The sequence below is a fragment of the Acetobacter sp. DsW_063 genome (assembly GCF_002153745.1).
In the GTDB taxonomy this organism is placed as follows: Bacteria; Pseudomonadota; Alphaproteobacteria; order Acetobacterales; family Acetobacteraceae; genus Acetobacter.
In genome coordinates, this window is the sequence record NZ_JOPL01000007.1 from 1 (window position 1) to 15,215 (window position 15,215).

Here is a 15,215-nt window from a genome sequence, read left to right on the forward strand (position 1 = left end):
CACAACCTCTCGCTCAATTCAATACATTAATAGGTCCTGAACCTAGTGCATAATGACCACATTCATGATCGTGTCTCGAAATATCTTACAGTGACCTAACCTTGCGCCAGATTAGGTCTTGCGCGATTAGGAACTCCAGACGGTAATTCAGGTTACCGCATCTTCTATTTCTCCCTAACGACATCAAGGATGCATCGCGATAGACTAAAGCCGTAAGAAAACAAAAACGCTCTTGAAGCATACCAAATAACAAGGCAGCATCCACTTGAACATTACGTGTGCTTACGGTCGATTATGAAAGACTCTTAATTCCCTTTCCAATGCTCTAATAAAATCATCCTAAAAAACCAACTGAGTAAATATTCATGAAATTCAAACAAATTATATGGGCATATGCTTCTTTTGCGATATTCGGCACTATGCCTGCTCTGGCTGCGCCAAACGAAACCGTCACTGTTTACGGCCTGTCACCGAAAATCGTGCTTCATGAAATCCGGAAAATGGCGTCAGGCCAATGGGACGCCCAACTGGCCCGGTGGGATTCGGCATTCTGCCCGGGGGTTCTGGGGCTGGACGAACCCTTTCAGGGCATAGTTCTCAAGCATCTGGACAGAGCTGCCCGCGCAGTCATCCCCGGATTGCCAGCTACCTGCAAGACGAAAAACGCGTTCATCGTCTTCAGCGAAAATGGCAGCGCCATGTTTGACGCAATCGACAAAGGCTTGCCCACGTTAGGCAACGGTTACGATTCAAGCAATGTCAGCAAGCAGGATTTCGAGCCGCCGGATCGTCGCATAGTCGCGCAATTACGGCAGGACCGCCCCGTGCGCTGGTATCGCAGCACCAGCGTACAGTATTTCAATGGCGCCTGGGGAGACGCCTCCGCCCAGTCGGCGAAATTTGACGAGAAGGGAACTCTGCTCCGCACGACGTTTACAATCGTGATCGTCGACCGGAATCTGGCTTCCGGCGCATCCTGGGGGCAACTTGCCGATTATGTGGCGTTCGTTGTGCTTGCCGCACCGGCGCTTGGCGAAAATTTCAACCAGAACTCGATCATGAGCCTGTACGACGAAGGACGTTTTCAATCGACGGCGCCCTCGCTTATGACGCCGCTCGACGACGCCGTGCTCCGCGCCTTGTACGCCGCCAATCCGGCGCAGGATGCTCATGCCGAACAGACTGAGATCGCTACGTCGGTCAGCAGCGAAGTCACGCACAAGACCCGCGCAACACATTAGGCGTAACGGGTCTTGACCCTCCGGCTCAAGTTAATTGCGCAAAAAAATAACGTTAAATATCAATGCTCTACAGCACAGAGCGCCGTCCTCTTGTTTTTCGATGACCGCTCCTCCATTCAGCAGGCATGCAACTGCAAAACTAAGCGCCTCGTTCTCGTAACCGAGCGGGCGTCGTCAACATCATGCCGACCAGATACGCGCAAAATGACAACCTATGGTGGTTGCGATTGCCAGCCCCCTGCCCGCCCCCATTCCATCGCGCGACGAACCGGCCCATAGTCCGGCCGCTCGCAGGTCGCAGCGCCCTGTGACGCGCCATAAATCATACGGCCCGCAGGTGGACGTCTCCCCTTGGGTCGCGCAGAAGGAGCCGCCGCATGTCCCTCGGACGTTTTCCCCTGACCCGCCTTCGCCGTAACCGCCATGACCGGTTCACGCGTCGGCTCGTGGCGGAGAACGCCCTGTCGGTGGACGATCTGATCTGGCCGATCTTCGTGATGGAAGGCGAAGGCGCAGTCACCGACGTTGTCTCCATGCCCGGCGTGCAGCGAGTCACGCTCGATCGGCTCGCGGCCCATGTGGAAGAAGCCGTGAAACTGGACATCCCGGCGCTCGCGCTTTTTCCGATCACACCGGCGGAATTGCGAGATGAGCATGGAACGGAAGCGCTCAATCCAGACAATCTGATGTGCCGCGCGGCGCGGCTGCTGAAGAAAGAATTTCCTCATGTAGGGTTAATCGGCGACGTCGCGCTCGACCCCTACACCAGCCACGGACATGATGGACTGATCCGCGACGGGTATGTAGTCAACGATGACTCTGTCGCGATCCTTGCCCGTCAGGCCACCAATCAGGCTGCTGCGGGCATAGACATCATCGCGCCCTCCGACATGATGGACGGGCGTATCGAGGCTATCCGTCGTAATCTCGACGAACATGGGCTGATCGACACACGAATAATGTCCTATGCCGCCAAATACGCCAGCGCCTTTTATGGTCCGTTTCGTGACGCGCTGGGTTCTGGCGGTCTGTTGAAGGGTGACAAGAAGACCTACCAGATGGACCCGGCCAACTCCGACGAGGCGCTGCGGGAAGTAGCGGTCGACCTTGCTGAAGGTGCGGACATGGTCATGGTCAAGCCGGGAATGCCGTATCTCGACATTATCCGCCGCGTTCACGAGCGCTTTTCCGTCCCGACCTTCGCCTATCAGGTCTCCGGCGAATACGCGATGCTGATGGCTGCTATCGTTAATGGCTGGCTGGATCGGGAACGCGCGGTGATGGAGAGCCTTCTGGCGTTCAAACGCGCTGGCGCCAACGGCGTGCTGACGTATTTCGCCGTCGAAGCCGCCGAATATCTGCGTCGGGGGTGATGCGCCCCCAACAGGGAGTCGCATCATTGGCATTGAAACCCGAGGCCCGTTATCCCACTATTGTAGAGGAGAAGGCCCGCGTAGGTCTCCAGCGTTCATAAAATCCGGGGGAAGCGTCGATCATGACCTATTCATCGCGCCATCCCCAGTTCTTCTACACAACGGCGCCCCTGCCCTGCCCCTATCTTCCCAACAGGATGGAGCGCAAGGTCGTCACGGATCTTTCCGGGCCTGACGCCGAAGCGTTACACGACAGGCTTTCCCGTGCAGGTTTCCGCCGAAGCCATACCATCGCCTATGCGCCGGTGTGTCACGGTTGCAATGCCTGTGTGCCGATCCGCATCGTCGTTCCTCAGTTCCAGCCGGACCGAACGCAGCGCCGCATCATGCGAGCAAATGCCGCCATCGACGGTTTCGACGTGCCGCCGCATGGAACGCCGGAGCAATTCGCCCTTTTTCGTCGATATCAATTGGCGCGTCACTCCGATGGCGACATGGCGTCTATGAGCTTTAACGACTATCGCGCCATGATCGAGGACACGCCCATCAACAGTTTCCTCATTGAATTCCGCTCCGAAGAGGATCAGCTGATCGCTGTCAGCCTCGTGGACGCGCTTATCGACGGATTTTCGGCGGTCTACAGTTTTTTCGACCCGGATCTCGCCAACCGCTCACTGGGCGGCTTCGCCATCATGTGGCTGATAGAGAAAGCCCGTGCGCGTGGGTTACCGTATGTCTATCTTGGCTACTGGATCGCGGAGAGTCGAAAGATGTCCTACAAGTCGCGTTTCCATCCTGCGGAGATTCTGACGCGCGGGTTGTGGCGCGAACTCCCTCCGACGTCCGCGACTCCCTGAAATTTATTTCGAATTTATGCGCCTTCCGCCCGCAGCCACGCCACGGCCGTATGGCGTATGGCGTATGTTCCGGCGCCGCGCGACGCTGACGCTCACCATCCAAACGGATACGAAAGCCGTAACTCCCCGTAAAATGGCGGCCGGAGCGCAATGCCAGTAGAATTTGGATTTTACGCAGCCACATGACAAACCCGTTCCGATGACCATTTTGCGCATAGACGAGATCGAATCCTCACCTTGGAAAAACGGAGGCGGCGTCACCCGCGAGATCGCCGTTGCCCGCGACGACGACGAACGCGTGCTGTGGCGTCTCAGCGTCGCAGACATTGCGCGAGACGGCCCGTTCTCGTCATTCGAGCAAACGGACAGAAGCATGGCGCTTCTGAACGGATCAGGTCTTGATCTTATATTTTTCGATTCCGGAAACACTCTTTCCCTGGATCGTCGCGGAACCATACTGCGCTACCCCGGCGCACCGGGGCCATTGGCGCGGCTTCGCGCAGGTCCATGCCGCGCAGTCAATTTCATGAACTCGCAGGGCGCAACACCGATGGCGTTGACCGTGTTTCGCGAACCTGAATTTCATCGCAGCAGTCAGTTTATCCTGATTCCTGCCGAGGGAGCATGGCTCGTCAACGACGGACAGGAAGTGGTCCACCCGGGAAGCTTACTCATAAGCCGAAACGGCTGCGCCGTGAGCGCTGCGGCGCCGAACGGCGATAACCTCGCCTACCTTCTGGCTTAGACGCATTGATAAGGTGAGCTGACTGACGTCGCGTGACGCATCAGGGCATCTCCGCCGGGCATATCCATAACGTATATTTAATTCGACTGAATTGGCCGGGCGGGCCGAAAGGCGCGGTTTGGCGCGCATCTTCCCGCCTGCCGCATGGCAAGGCCGTAGCGTGACACGGCGGCGACGCCACTTTACAATACCAACGTAAGGCCAGCACCGTGGCCGTCGACGTCGCTGGAGTATTTTTATGCGAATTCTTCTCGTCGAGGACGATCCGACTGTTCGGGGCTTTGTCAGCAAAGGGTTGTCTGAAACGGGGCACCTCGTCGAGCAAGCCGACAATGGCAAGGACGGGCTGTTTCTGGCGGTAAGCGAGAAATTTGACGTCGTTGTCCTCGACCGAATGCTCCCCGGCGGCATCGACGGCCTGCGAATTTTGGAAACGTTGCGGAGTCAGGCCAACGCGACGCCGGTGCTGATTCTTTCAGCGCTCGCCGACGTCGACGACAGGGTGGCTGGCCTTAAAGCTGGCGGCGACGATTATCTGACCAAGCCGTTCGCGTTCTCGGAACTGCTCGCACGCGTCGAGGCTCTGGGCAGACGTGGCCGCAACGAGTCTGCACCGCAAACACGCCTTGAGGTCGGCGGGCTTGAAATGGACCTTCTGGCGCGCAGCGTGCGACGCGACGGCCAGAAGATCGACCTGCAACCTCGCGAATTTCGCCTGCTCGAATTTCTTCTTCGTCATGCAGGACAGGTCGTCACGCGGACAATGCTGCTCGAAGGCGTGTGGGATTACCATTTCGACCCTCAGACCAACGTCATCGACGTTCATGTTTCGCGCCTGCGCCAGAAGGTCGACAAACCTTTTCCGCAGCCTCTTATCCATACGATCCGCAACGCCGGCTATATGCTGCGGGCGGAATAGGCTCGATCCATGCGCGCCGTTCCCCACGAGCGTCCAGCTGATCGTCTTTCGTCGACCGGAGACCGCTGGCGCGATGAAATGCGGGAGCGTGCCCGCCAGTGAACGGGTTGCGCCTCCCCGTGCGCGCCTTTGGGCGCAATGGAACAAAGGCGCCATGGCGCCGCCCGTCACTGCGCGCCGCTTTGCGACGCACCGGGGGCTTTCGATCCGCAAGCGTGCGGTTCGCCATCGGCTACGCCGTGCTCTTCTCCGCGTCCGCCGTGTTGTTTCTCTCGGTCATCTGGTGGGGAACCGCAGGACTGATAGAGCGACAGGTCGAAGCCTCCGTTGCGGCTGACGCCCGCGCTTTGTCAGAGCGCTGGACGGATGGCGGGCTGTCGGCTCTGGCGCTTACTATTGAAGACCGGCTTGAAGACAACGTGGATGACGACGCGATCTATCTTCTGGTCGATCCGCACGGTCAGCATGTCGCAGGCAATCTCCCGTCCTGGCCCGCCGACGTGGCGATGAGCAATGTCTGGTACCAACTTTCTGTCCGTCGCGCTGGCGCTCGTGGCGTGGCCGAAGTGCAGGGCTTCGATTTGCCCGGCGGTTACAGGCTGCTCGTTGGGCGCGACGTGCGCGGTCGGGCGATGTTGCGCAGGCTTCTGACAGACCTGCTCCTCTGGGCGTGGATCATGATTACCGCGCTCGCACTGGGTGGCGCATTGCTCGTGCGCAGTATGTTTCGCCGCATGATCTCCCAGATCGCCCGCACCACCACCGCCGTCGCGCATGGAGACATGACCCGACGCATGCCTCTGCACGGCAGGGGCAACGAACTCGATGAAGTCGCGGAAGCGATCAACGAGATGCTGGATCGCATCGCGCGTCTGATGGACGGGGTGAAGCAGGTTTCCAACGCCATCGCCCATGATCTTCGCACGCCAATCACGAGGGCCAGAGCACAGCTCGAATACGCGGCGCTTCACGGGAAGGATGAGGCCACGCTCCGCTCCGCCATCGAAGACGGCGTGGCGGATCTGGACAACATAACGGCTGTTTTCGAAGCCCTGCTGCGCATCGCCCAGATAGAAGCGGGTTCGCGGCGATCCGCCTTCGCTTCGTTCGACCTGATTCCCGTGCTGCGTGACATCGCTGAACTTTACGAACCAGCGGCTGACGAGCATGAAATCAAGGTCGTCATGCGGCTACCCGAACATCTGCCGTTCTACGGCGATCGCTCGATGATCCAACAGGCCGTGTCCAATTTGCTCGACAATGCCATCAAATTTTCTCCGCACGGCGGCTCGATTACCGTTGCTTCCGCAGTCGGTCCCAATCTTGGCATGGAGGGCAGCCCGGCGGGCCGGGTCGCCACGATAGCGATCAGCGACGAGGGAATGGGCATGAGCGAGGCCGATATCGCTCGCGCCTCCGATCGATTCTTCCGCGCCGATTCCGCGCGCAATACGCCGGGTTCGGGTCTTGGCCTCTCACTCGTTCAGGCGATCGTGCAACTCCATGGCGGTACCATGCAATTCTCCCGGCGAGATCCGGGCCTTACGGTTCGTATGCAACTCCCTCTGCCAACTGCTCGGGGAAAGACCGTCGGCGCCAACATGAAGCAGGATTCACCGCGGCCACACTCTGGCGATAGCTCCCCGGTAGTAGTTTCAGCACCATGAGACGCACATTTCTCTACGCGGTCGTCCCGACCCTTTCGATCGAACTTTGCGGAGCTGCAGTGGCGCCAGATCCGGCTCCGTCCGCAGAGCAGGTCGTTGCGAATCAGTCCGCTCCTGCTCCGGCTGCGTCCACGAGCGATGTTGGGGCCATTGAGTCATCCGCGTCGGCGGGAGCAAGCGGTGTCGGACACGCGCCCCGTGAGCGCAGTCTGGCCATTACATCGGACAGTCAGGCGTTCTGCACGCGTCTGGTTCACGCAATAGAATCCCACGGCCTGGACACATCGCGTGACGTGCAGGCCTTGCGGAGCGAGGGCGAGCAGCTTTGCGCCGAAGGTCGGGTGCGTCTTGGCGTCGCCCGCCTCAGAGAGGCTCTGGTCGCATTGAAGGAAGAAAAAGATCCATGATTCACTTGGAAAATAAATTGATTATCCAAAGAATTTTCAGACAAAATTATACCATCGCCATACTCGGCTGCGCTCTTGCATTTACCGTAACAGCCCCCGCCCAGGCCGAGACTACCGCTGCCGGAACGCAACTCGAACTGACCGGAACGGGGACCGTCGACGCAAGTCCCGATCGCCTCACCGCCACTCTCGTCGCCAGAGGAGTCGCGCCGGACGCCGCGACCGCGCAGTCGCGCGCAAACGACATTGTCCGCAAGGCCATGGCCGCTATCGCAAGCGTCGATGGAGTGAACGGTGCGGCTGACTCCTACTCTGTGTCGCCCCCGGGCGCGAATGACACTGCAAAAGGCTGGGAAGCCCGACAGACGATCCACGTCGTCGCGTTCGGCTCAGATGCGCTTCTACCGCTAGTCGGCCGTCTGCAGGCTCAGGGACTTCTTCTTGATGGACTCGGCTGGTCGCTCTCTCCTGCGCGCGAGAAGGAACTAAGTAAACAGGCAACGAAGCTCGCGCTTGACAACATGCGTGAGAAAGCTCGGGACGCGGCGACTGACCTGGGCATGAAAGTTGCCTCCATCGCCGAAATTTCCCTCGAAACGCCGTTCGGCCCACGGCCAGTCATGCTGATGGCGGCCCGTATGGCTTCCGCGCCGACCTCAACCCCGGAGGAGCAACACGTCTCTGTCACGGCGCGTGCGAAAATCATCCTCGGGCAGTAATTCAAGGCCGGGCTGCGAGCCGCACACCAGCGTAAGAAGCGGCAACTTCTACTCTCCCGACACGTTAACGTGTAAAGTGCTGGTTGCTCCCTCGTTCTGAGGGGGCGGTTTATGGCGACAACCTTGTGCAGCGGGCGGCCGCGCAATCTACGCTTGATGGCGGTTTTCGCCCAACTCAGGCGACCTCGGTTCGTGCCCTACATCGGCCAGATCATTCGTCTTCTGCCGTGGCTGTCGTCAACAACAGATCACAGAGGAGAATCTCCGTTTTGAAATTAGGCAGGTCCAATTTTCAAAAGGCGCCCGACACCGTCTACAAACCCAATTTCGATCCGGCTATGCTACGGCCCGGTATAGTTCACCTCGGCTGCGGCAATTTCCATAGAGCCCATCAGGTCACTGCGACGCAGGCCGCGATCGGAGCCATGGGCGCCGACGGGCTACAGTGGGGCATCGTGTCGGCGACCATGCGGCGACCAGAACTGGCGCTGGAACTGGTTGAGCAAGACAACCTCTACACCTTGCTCACGCGCGAGCCGAACGGCACGGTGGCGTCAATCATGGCCGCGATATCCGAGGCTGTGTTCGCAAGGGACACGCATTCGACGCTCGCCGCGCGAATCGCCGATCCGCGCACGAAAATCGTGACGCTGACTGTCACAGCCAGCGGCTACTACCTGACGGCGGACGGCTCCATTGACCCGGAAGCAGCCGACCTTCTCGCCGACCTGAAAGCCAAATCCCCACGCACAGCGCCCGGTATACTGGTGCAGGCGATGTCTCTCGTCCGTGCGAAAGGCGGCACGCCGCCGGTTATTCTCTGCTGCGACAATGTGGCGAACAACGGTCGCACGTTACGGCAAGCTGTCATGGATTTCGCCGCTTGGCGTGGAAACGACGAACTCTCGACCTGGATTGGGGAGAATGTGCAGTTTCCGGACACCATGGTCGATCGAATCGTTCCGGCGCCCCTATCTGACGACAAGGACGACGCCAGAAGGCTGCTTGGCGGGCTGGAAGACTCCATTCCCATTTCGGCGGAACCCTGGTTCCAGTGGGTCATTCAGCGCTTCGACGGCCCGCGCCCATTGTGGGAAGCGCACCCCGGCGCGCGGTTCGTCTCCGATGTCGATACATTCGAGCGCGCCAAACTCCAGATGCTGAACGGCGCGCATATGCTGCTCGCCTACGCCGGGGGTTTGGCAGGCTTGAACACCATCGCTGAAGCGGCGTCCGACCCTGCACTCGGCCCCGTCGTCGAGCGCTTCATGCGGCGCGAGCAGACAGCCGACGTTGATCTGCCGGAAGATACTCTCGACCGCTACGCAGCCGACCTCATGACCCGTTTCCGCAATCCCGGAATCGTTCATGAAGTCGAAAGGATCGGGCGTAACGGATCGGTCAAGATGGCCATGCGCGTCATCCGTCCGATGCGCGCCAATCTGGAGCGTGGTGAACCCACACCTGGAGCGATCCTGCTTATTGCAAGCTGGATACGGTGGTTCGCCCTGCATGAGCAGGAAGCTTTGGAAATCTCTCTGACCGACCCACGTGCGGATCACTTGCGACAGATTTGCGCAGACGCTCGAGATGATCACATGGCTCAAGCCGAGGCGTTTCTCGCAATGGAGGAGGTGTTCGGCCCCCCCCTCCCCGACCATGAACGTCAGGTCACCGCAGTGGCGAAAGCGCTTGGCGATCTGACGAGGCTGGAAGCGTCAGAAGTTCTGCGCAAGCTCGCGGCAACCGGCTAAAGTAAAGAAGCGCGACGGCGGCCCGTCAGGCCGCCGCATGCTCTATATAGGCCCTGACCACAGTAAGGTCCTCAACCACCGCCAACGCCTTTGCGCGGACGTCGTCTACCGGCTCGAGAAGATCGGGGACGATGATGACACGAATGCCTGCCGCCTGAGCCGCACGCGCACCGGAGTTGGAATCCTCCAACGCAAGGCAATCAGCAGGCGCCACGCCAATTTTTTCTGCTGCTGTCAGGTAAGGTTCCGGATACGGCTTTCCTTGAGACACGTCGTCCCGCGTAACAATCGCGTCAAACCGCTCGAATAACCCTACAAGTTTCAGGTGATGATCCGTGCGGTAACGGCTTGACGACGTGGCGATCGCACGAGGTATTTCAAGCTTGTCGAGAAGATCGAGTAGCGGCTCTACGCCTTTCTTGAGCGCGAGTTCACCCGCGTCCACCAAACCCCGTAGATGCTCCTCTTGAAGCGCGAAAAAACGCTCTAGAGGAAAATCCTCTCCATATGTTTCACGGACCAGCGCCCGGCACCCATCGGCAGGAACGCCAATCATGCGGCGGCAAAACGCCATGGGCATGTCGTGCCCGAGATCTTTCGCCGCGAGAATCAACGCGTCCATCGCAAGCGTTTCGCTGTCGAGCAGCAATCCGTCCATGTCGAAAACCACACCCTTGATTGGGTCCGGTCTGGCCGTGGTCAGATCGGCAAGACGATTACGTTCAGTCATTAAGCGCGCCCTTTCAATGACGTCAGGGGTATTGGGGTACTACACCGGTGCGGCAGAAAAGTTGCGTCCTCGCTCCGTCCCAGCCGCGTACGCTGTGCTGAGAAGCCAAACCGACGCAACCTCGCCTCAGGGGGAAACGGTCGCGCCCAGCACCTTGAGGAACTGCGCCAGCCAGGCCGGATGCGCGGGCCAGGCCGGAGCTGTAACGAGTTGATCATCCGTGATGGCTTCCGTCACAGCGATATCCGCATAAGTCCCGCCCGCCAATTCGACCTCAGGACGGCAAGCCGGATATGCAGAGACACGACGTCCCTTGACGAGGCCAGCAGCGGTGAGAATTTGCACTCCGTGACAGATGCAGGCGATGGGCCTGTCAGCAAATGCCCTGACGAGTTTGAGCACATTTTCGTCAAGGCGAAGATATTCGGGCATCCGCCCGCCCGGGACGACCAGCCCAATATAGTCGTCTGTCGCAACCGTGGCAAAATCCGCGTTCAACGCGAAATGATGTCCCGGCTTCTCGCTATAGGTCTGCGCGCCTTCAAAATCATGAATGGCGGTGATAACCGTGTCGCCTGCCTTCTTCCCCGGCGACACAACGTCCACCTTGTAACCGACCATCGTGAGCGCCTGAAACGGCACCATGATTTCGTAGTCTTCGACATAGTCGCCGGCTAGCATCAACAGCCTGATTTCGTCGGACATACGCTTATCTCCTGTCGTTCGTATCTTGAGCGGACGCTTCGGCTCAACGTTCCTGCAGGCGCGGCATCAACTCCACGAAATTACAGGGCTGAAACCGACTGTCGAGTTGGTGGACCAAAATGTCGTCCCAGCCGTCTTTGACGGCCCCGGTCGAGCCAGGCAGGGCGAAAAGATAGGTTCCTCTGGCGACGCCCGCGAGCGCTCTCGACTGTATCGTCGACGGCCCTATCTTCTGGTACGACAGCATCCGGAAGAGTTCGCCAAATCCCTCGATCCGCTTTTCCAAAACCTGCTCGAACGCCTCTGGCGTCACGTCCCGACCGGTCACGCCAGTGCCGCCGTTGGTGATCACGACGTCGATTTCCGGGTCGCCTATCCAGCGCTCAAGGGTCCGAACAAGCCGGACGACATCATCGGGCTCGATCGCGCGATCCGCCACTACGTGCCCTGCGCGCTCTATTCTTGCGACCAGAGTAGAGCCGGAGGTGTCCGTTTCGAGGGTTCTGGTGTCCGATACAGTCAGGACCGCAATCCTGACACGAAGGAATGGTTTTGTGGCGTCGATCTGGGGCATGCCGGAGGATATTGATCCACAATCGAAGCACGTCAACCACGTGCAAAAATGTCACGCGAAGCGCCTATTGCCGTCGAAGCCGCGAGTTGAACCTGAATTTCACTATGACACAAAATGATTAAATTGTAAGAAACTTATGCACTTGGGGTTAGTTAGAACCTCCGATGAGACAAAGAAAAGTAACAGCAATCAAGAGTCCTCGTGCTATGCTAAATAAAAATAAAAATAGCCGCACTCGGCGCTCAGTGAACGTTTTCCTGCGTTCCTTTGCCCCTGCGCCTCTGGCATGCGCAGGCTACCTTGCGCTGATCGCGCCCGTCGCACACGCACAGTCGGCCAGTCAGGCGCCAGCGTCAGTGGCTGCGACGCCGACCGGTTCCGTCTCAGATACAAAGGCGGTGTCGAAGCCGGTCCGACCTGTTAGCTATGCCCCCCCAGAGCCGCGCTCCCCTCGACGCCGCCTCAGCGACGCCGATCTCCATCTTTATGTCACCCTGAACAAGCCGCCGCCGATGACCGGCTCGGACCGTCAGGGCCCGACGGAGATGCTGATGTATGGCAACCCGCATCTGTTCGGCGATTGGGGCGGGATACAGCCTTGGCTAACCAAACGCGGCATTTATCTGACTGTCGGCATCAACGAAGAATTCATGGGCAACGTCACGGGCGGCAAGCAGCGCGCCTACTCTGACGCGGGCCAGGTCGCAGCAGAACTCGACATTGACTGGGATAAACTCGCTGGCATCAACGAGTTCTGGACGCATATGCTGGTCGTTAACGGTCACGGTAACAACCTTGGCCGCCTTATCGGCGAGAACATTGCGCAACCCCAGCAGATTTACGGCGCACGGGGAAACGTAGTCGCCCATCTGGTCGCGCTTTACGGAGAAAAAGGCCTGTTTCGTAACCGGCTGAACATCGCCGCCGGATGGATTCCGACAGGAACGTTCTTCAACTACGATTATCTGGCCTGTTCATTTGTCAACGTAACCACCTGCGGAAACCCTGCTCCCGGAAAATACGTTCCCGGCGGTCGCGATTGGCCATCTGGCAACCTCGGCGCAGTCGTCCGAGTGTGGCCAACCCGGCAAGTTTACCTGATGGCCGGTCTTTTCGCGGTCAATTCGAGCAGCAGTTACAACGGCGGCATCTCAGGCTGGGCCTGGGCGCAACCGGGCCTCGGCAAGTTCTCGTCGCAGTTTGAAGTTGGCTGGCTCCCATCGTTCGGAAAGAACGATCTTATCGGTCATTACAAGCTCGGATACTTTTACGACAACGCTCGTTACCCGCATCTCTACGAAGACATCAACGGGAACTCCTATCAGGCAACAGGCCTGCCGCGCCGATATCGCGCCGGTATGAATGTTGCGTGGTTTCTGGCTGACCAGATGCTTGTTCGCTACGGCAAAGGTCTCACAAACGGCCTGATCGCGTTTGGCGGGGCCGAGTATGCGAACGGCGCGACGGTCGCCATGCGTGATCACGCATGGATCAGCCTTCTGAGCGGAGGCTCCCCGTGGCATCGGCCGCTCGATCAGGTCGGCATCATGTACCACCACTTTGACATGAGCCACTCTGTCGCGCTGCAACAGGAGTCGTCTCAGGCCCTCGGCCTGCCTTACGTCTCAAATCAGTGGGGCGAGCCTTATGGCGTTCAGGGACATGAAAATGTCTGGGAAGCTTTCTACAGCGTGCATGTGCTGACAGGAACCTCGGTTCAACCTGATTTTCAATACATTAACCACGTAAACGCCACGACCAAATTTCGTGACGCTGCGGTGCTCGGCGTGCAGATCAACACCATCCTGTAAAGCGTGTCGCATTGCTAAAAAGCAGGGCGTCTCCACATTTATGGAGACGCCCTTTCTGTATCCGCTGCTCAGAAATATCGAGCAATGCGTGACAGTAATCTGTCATAACGCACGGTGGCTTCGACGTCGCAAGCTCATGCCGAAGATGATTACTGCGTGAAATACCCCCTGAAAATGAGCGAGCAGTGCACGCAAAGCCCCGCCCACAAATAAAAAAGGCGCAAGAAATAAATCTTGCGCCTCTTCCTTTTTCACTCCCTACGCCTCGCAGGGAGATGAACAGGGTCAGATATAATGCTCGGTCAGCGGCGCGAAACCATTGAAACGAGTCGAGCAGTAGGTCGACACATACGCCCCGGTCGATAAAAGTTCGACGCGATCGCCAGCGTTTAGTGCGTCCGGAAGCGCGTAGGGACTCCGCTCATACATGATGTCAGCTCCGTCACATGTGGGGCCAGCGATGGCTACAGCCGAAACGGCTCCACCGTCATGTTGCGTGCGGATGTCGTAACGGATGGACTCGCCCTCCGTCTCAGCCAAACCGCCGAAGCGTCCGATATCAAGATACACCCAACGCGGACCATCCTCGCGGCCACGGCGACTGACGAGCACGACTTCCGCAGACACCACGCCCGCAGCGCCGACGATGAAGCGTCCCGGTTCGACCAGCATTTCGGGGAGCGCATTCCCGAAATGCTTGGTCATGGCGGAGCAGATCGCGTCGCCGAACTGCTCAATCTCCGGCACGTCATCGCGATAACGAATGGGAAAACCGCCGCCGAGATTCACCATACGCAGATCAAGGCCAGTCGCAGACAGATCTGTCACCAGCGAAGCCACACGAGCGATTGCGGCTTCGTAAGCGTCCGCCGACAACTGCTGGCTTCCGACGTGGAACGACAGACCGTACGGGTCGAGGCCCAATTCGCGAGCATGCAGCATCAGTTCACGCGCGCTCTCGACCGTTGTCCCGAATTTGCGCGAAAGCGGCCACTCGGCGCCATAATTGTCGACGAGCAGGCGGCAATAGACCTTCGAGCCAGGCGCGTAACGGGCAATTTTCTCTAATTCCTCGAGAGAATCAAAGACATACAGCCGAACGCCGACAGCGAAGGCAGCCTGAATGGCGGATACCTTCTTTACGGTGTTGCCGAAGGAAATGTCGTCAGGGCTGGCGCCGGCGTCGAGGCAGAGACGAATCTCCTCCCACGAAGCCGCGTCGAAACGGGAGCCGAGCGACACCAACCGCTCAAGGATGGGGCGAGCGGGATTAGCCTTGACGGCGTAGTAGATCAGGGCGAGCGGGAGCGCGCCCTGCAGGCGACGAAAACGATCCTCAACCTCATCAACGTCGACGACCAGGCAAGGCGTAGCGGGCTGCTCGTCGGCGAGGAATTGTGAAATTTTGGGTGTCATCGCACTTTAATCCCTGTCTGGACCTGCAATTTGATGCAGGTGAGTTGCGAAACGGTCTAACGGACCAGCGACCAAAAACGAGCTCCATCCAGGAGCCCCGATTGCCAGAACGCTTGACGTCGTTGCGTAACCTCAGTGGGCCAGTGGCACGTGCGTTGTTGCGTGGGACGCGCATATGGGGCCAAACAGCCCCCAACGCAACAGGATTTTTATGAAATTCGAAAAAAACTGGCGAAGACGATAATAACCCTTATAATAGCTGGAGATTATTGAATTTTTTAAGACACCTTCATCTGT

15 protein-coding genes are annotated in these 15,215 nt (G+C 58.6%); 10 read left to right on the plus strand and 5 right to left on the minus strand.

Features of this window, described 5'->3' with window-relative positions; all coding sequences use genetic code 11:
• Nucleotides 1-365: 365 nt before the first annotated feature.
• The 9 genes from HK28_RS01550 (at nt 366) to HK28_RS01590 (ending at nt 9,682) form a co-directional block, all read left to right on the plus strand.
• Entirely contained in the window at nt 366-1,241 is an 876-nt protein-coding gene (locus HK28_RS01550; protein WP_086642868.1) for a hypothetical protein, read from the plus strand.
• A 377-nt stretch (nt 1,242-1,618) separates the two neighbouring features.
• Nucleotides 1,619-2,614, plus strand: a complete 996-nt coding sequence (hemB, locus tag HK28_RS01555) for a porphobilinogen synthase (protein WP_086642869.1) — start codon at nt 1,619-1,621, stop codon at nt 2,612-2,614.
• A 122-nt stretch (nt 2,615-2,736) separates the two neighbouring features.
• The gene (locus tag HK28_RS01560) at nt 2,737-3,471 is read left to right on the plus strand and encodes an arginyltransferase (RefSeq protein ID WP_086642870.1); all 735 of its coding nucleotides are present in this window, start codon (nt 2,737-2,739) and stop codon (nt 3,469-3,471) included.
• Nucleotides 3,472-3,670: 199 nt separating this feature from the next.
• Nucleotides 3,671-4,216 (plus strand): HutD family protein, encoded by a 546-nt coding sequence (locus HK28_RS01565; protein ID WP_086642871.1) that lies wholly within the window; start codon nt 3,671-3,673, stop codon nt 4,214-4,216.
• A gap of 238 nt (nt 4,217-4,454) precedes the next feature.
• Nucleotides 4,455-5,135 (plus strand): response regulator transcription factor, encoded by a 681-nt coding sequence (locus HK28_RS01570; protein WP_086642872.1) that lies wholly within the window; start codon nt 4,455-4,457, stop codon nt 5,133-5,135.
• Between the two features lie 170 nt (nt 5,136-5,305).
• Nucleotides 5,306-6,802, plus strand: a complete 1,497-nt coding sequence (locus tag HK28_RS01575; protein WP_198945763.1) for a HAMP domain-containing sensor histidine kinase — start codon at nt 5,306-5,308, stop codon at nt 6,800-6,802.
• Entirely contained in the window at nt 6,799-7,209 is a 411-nt protein-coding gene (locus HK28_RS01580) for a hypothetical protein (RefSeq protein WP_086642874.1), read from the plus strand. Before HK28_RS01575 ends, HK28_RS01580 begins: the two co-directional genes overlap by 4 nt.
• Nucleotides 7,206-7,928, plus strand: coding sequence for an SIMPL domain-containing protein (locus tag HK28_RS01585; protein WP_086642875.1), 723 nt, complete (start codon nt 7,206-7,208; stop codon nt 7,926-7,928). The genes HK28_RS01580 and HK28_RS01585 overlap by 4 nt, the downstream gene beginning before the upstream one ends.
• A 269-nt stretch (nt 7,929-8,197) precedes the next feature.
• The gene (locus HK28_RS01590) at nt 8,198-9,682 is read left to right on the plus strand and encodes a mannitol dehydrogenase family protein (protein ID WP_233140288.1); all 1,485 of its coding nucleotides are present in this window, start codon (nt 8,198-8,200) and stop codon (nt 9,680-9,682) included.
• Between the two features lie 25 nt (nt 9,683-9,707).
• On the opposite strand, the gene HK28_RS01595 is transcribed toward HK28_RS01590, so the two are convergent.
• The 3 genes from HK28_RS01595 to moaB form a co-directional block, all read right to left on the minus strand.
• Complete coding sequence (locus tag HK28_RS01595) at nt 9,708-10,412, minus strand: HAD family phosphatase (RefSeq protein WP_086642876.1); 705 nt, start codon at nt 10,410-10,412, stop codon at nt 9,708-9,710.
• A gap of 126 nt (nt 10,413-10,538) precedes the next feature.
• Nucleotides 10,539-11,117 carry a DJ-1/PfpI family protein gene (locus HK28_RS01600; RefSeq protein WP_086642877.1) on the minus strand — a complete coding sequence of 193 codons (579 nt, stop codon included), beginning with the start codon at nt 11,115-11,117 and terminating at the stop codon, nt 10,539-10,541.
• A gap of 43 nt (nt 11,118-11,160) precedes the next feature.
• Nucleotides 11,161-11,691, minus strand: coding sequence for a molybdenum cofactor biosynthesis protein B (moaB, locus tag HK28_RS01605; RefSeq protein ID WP_086642878.1), 531 nt, complete (start codon nt 11,689-11,691; stop codon nt 11,161-11,163).
• 512 nt (nt 11,692-12,203) lie between these two features.
• Between moaB and HK28_RS01610 the strand changes: the two genes are divergently transcribed.
• Entirely contained in the window at nt 12,204-13,502 is a 1,299-nt protein-coding gene (locus HK28_RS01610) for a carbohydrate porin (RefSeq protein ID WP_086642948.1), read from the plus strand.
• Between the two features lie 102 nt (nt 13,503-13,604).
• Here the strand turns inward: HK28_RS01610 and HK28_RS13895 are convergent, their stop codons facing one another.
• Nucleotides 13,605-13,757, minus strand: a complete 153-nt coding sequence (locus HK28_RS13895; RefSeq protein WP_158093352.1) for a hypothetical protein — start codon at nt 13,755-13,757, stop codon at nt 13,605-13,607.
• 30 nt (nt 13,758-13,787) lie between these two features.
• On the minus strand, nt 13,788-14,918 hold the full coding sequence (locus HK28_RS01615) for a type III PLP-dependent enzyme (RefSeq protein ID WP_086642879.1): 1,131 nt from the start codon (nt 14,916-14,918) through the stop codon (nt 13,788-13,790).
• Nucleotides 14,919-15,215: the final 297 nt, after the last annotated feature.

What these genes read in the sequence shown, in the direction of transcription:
- HK28_RS01600 (WP_086642877.1), bottom strand. Translation starts at nt 11,117, where the DNA reads ATGTCCGACGAAATCAGGCTGTTGATGCTAGCCGGCGACTATGTCGAA.
- HK28_RS01560 (WP_086642870.1), top strand. Translation starts at nt 2,737, where the DNA reads ATGACCTATTCATCGCGCCATCCCCAGTTCTTCTACACAACGGCGCCC.
- HK28_RS01585 (WP_086642875.1), top strand. Translation starts at nt 7,206, where the DNA reads ATGATTCACTTGGAAAATAAATTGATTATCCAAAGAATTTTCAGACAA.
- HK28_RS01595 (WP_086642876.1), bottom strand. Translation starts at nt 10,412, where the DNA reads ATGACTGAACGTAATCGTCTTGCCGATCTGACCACGGCCAGACCGGAC.
- moaB (WP_086642878.1), bottom strand. Translation starts at nt 11,691, where the DNA reads ATGCCCCAGATCGACGCCACAAAACCATTCCTTCGTGTCAGGATTGCG.
- HK28_RS01610 (WP_086642948.1), top strand. Translation starts at nt 12,204, where the DNA reads ATGACCGGCTCGGACCGTCAGGGCCCGACGGAGATGCTGATGTATGGC.
- HK28_RS01570 (WP_086642872.1), top strand. Translation starts at nt 4,455, where the DNA reads ATGCGAATTCTTCTCGTCGAGGACGATCCGACTGTTCGGGGCTTTGTC.
- HK28_RS01580 (WP_086642874.1), top strand. Translation starts at nt 6,799, where the DNA reads ATGAGACGCACATTTCTCTACGCGGTCGTCCCGACCCTTTCGATCGAA.
- HK28_RS01550 (WP_086642868.1), top strand. Translation starts at nt 366, where the DNA reads ATGAAATTCAAACAAATTATATGGGCATATGCTTCTTTTGCGATATTC.
- HK28_RS01615 (WP_086642879.1), bottom strand. Translation starts at nt 14,918, where the DNA reads ATGACACCCAAAATTTCACAATTCCTCGCCGACGAGCAGCCCGCTACG.
- hemB (WP_086642869.1), top strand. Translation starts at nt 1,619, where the DNA reads ATGTCCCTCGGACGTTTTCCCCTGACCCGCCTTCGCCGTAACCGCCAT.
- HK28_RS01565 (WP_086642871.1), top strand. Translation starts at nt 3,671, where the DNA reads ATGACCATTTTGCGCATAGACGAGATCGAATCCTCACCTTGGAAAAAC.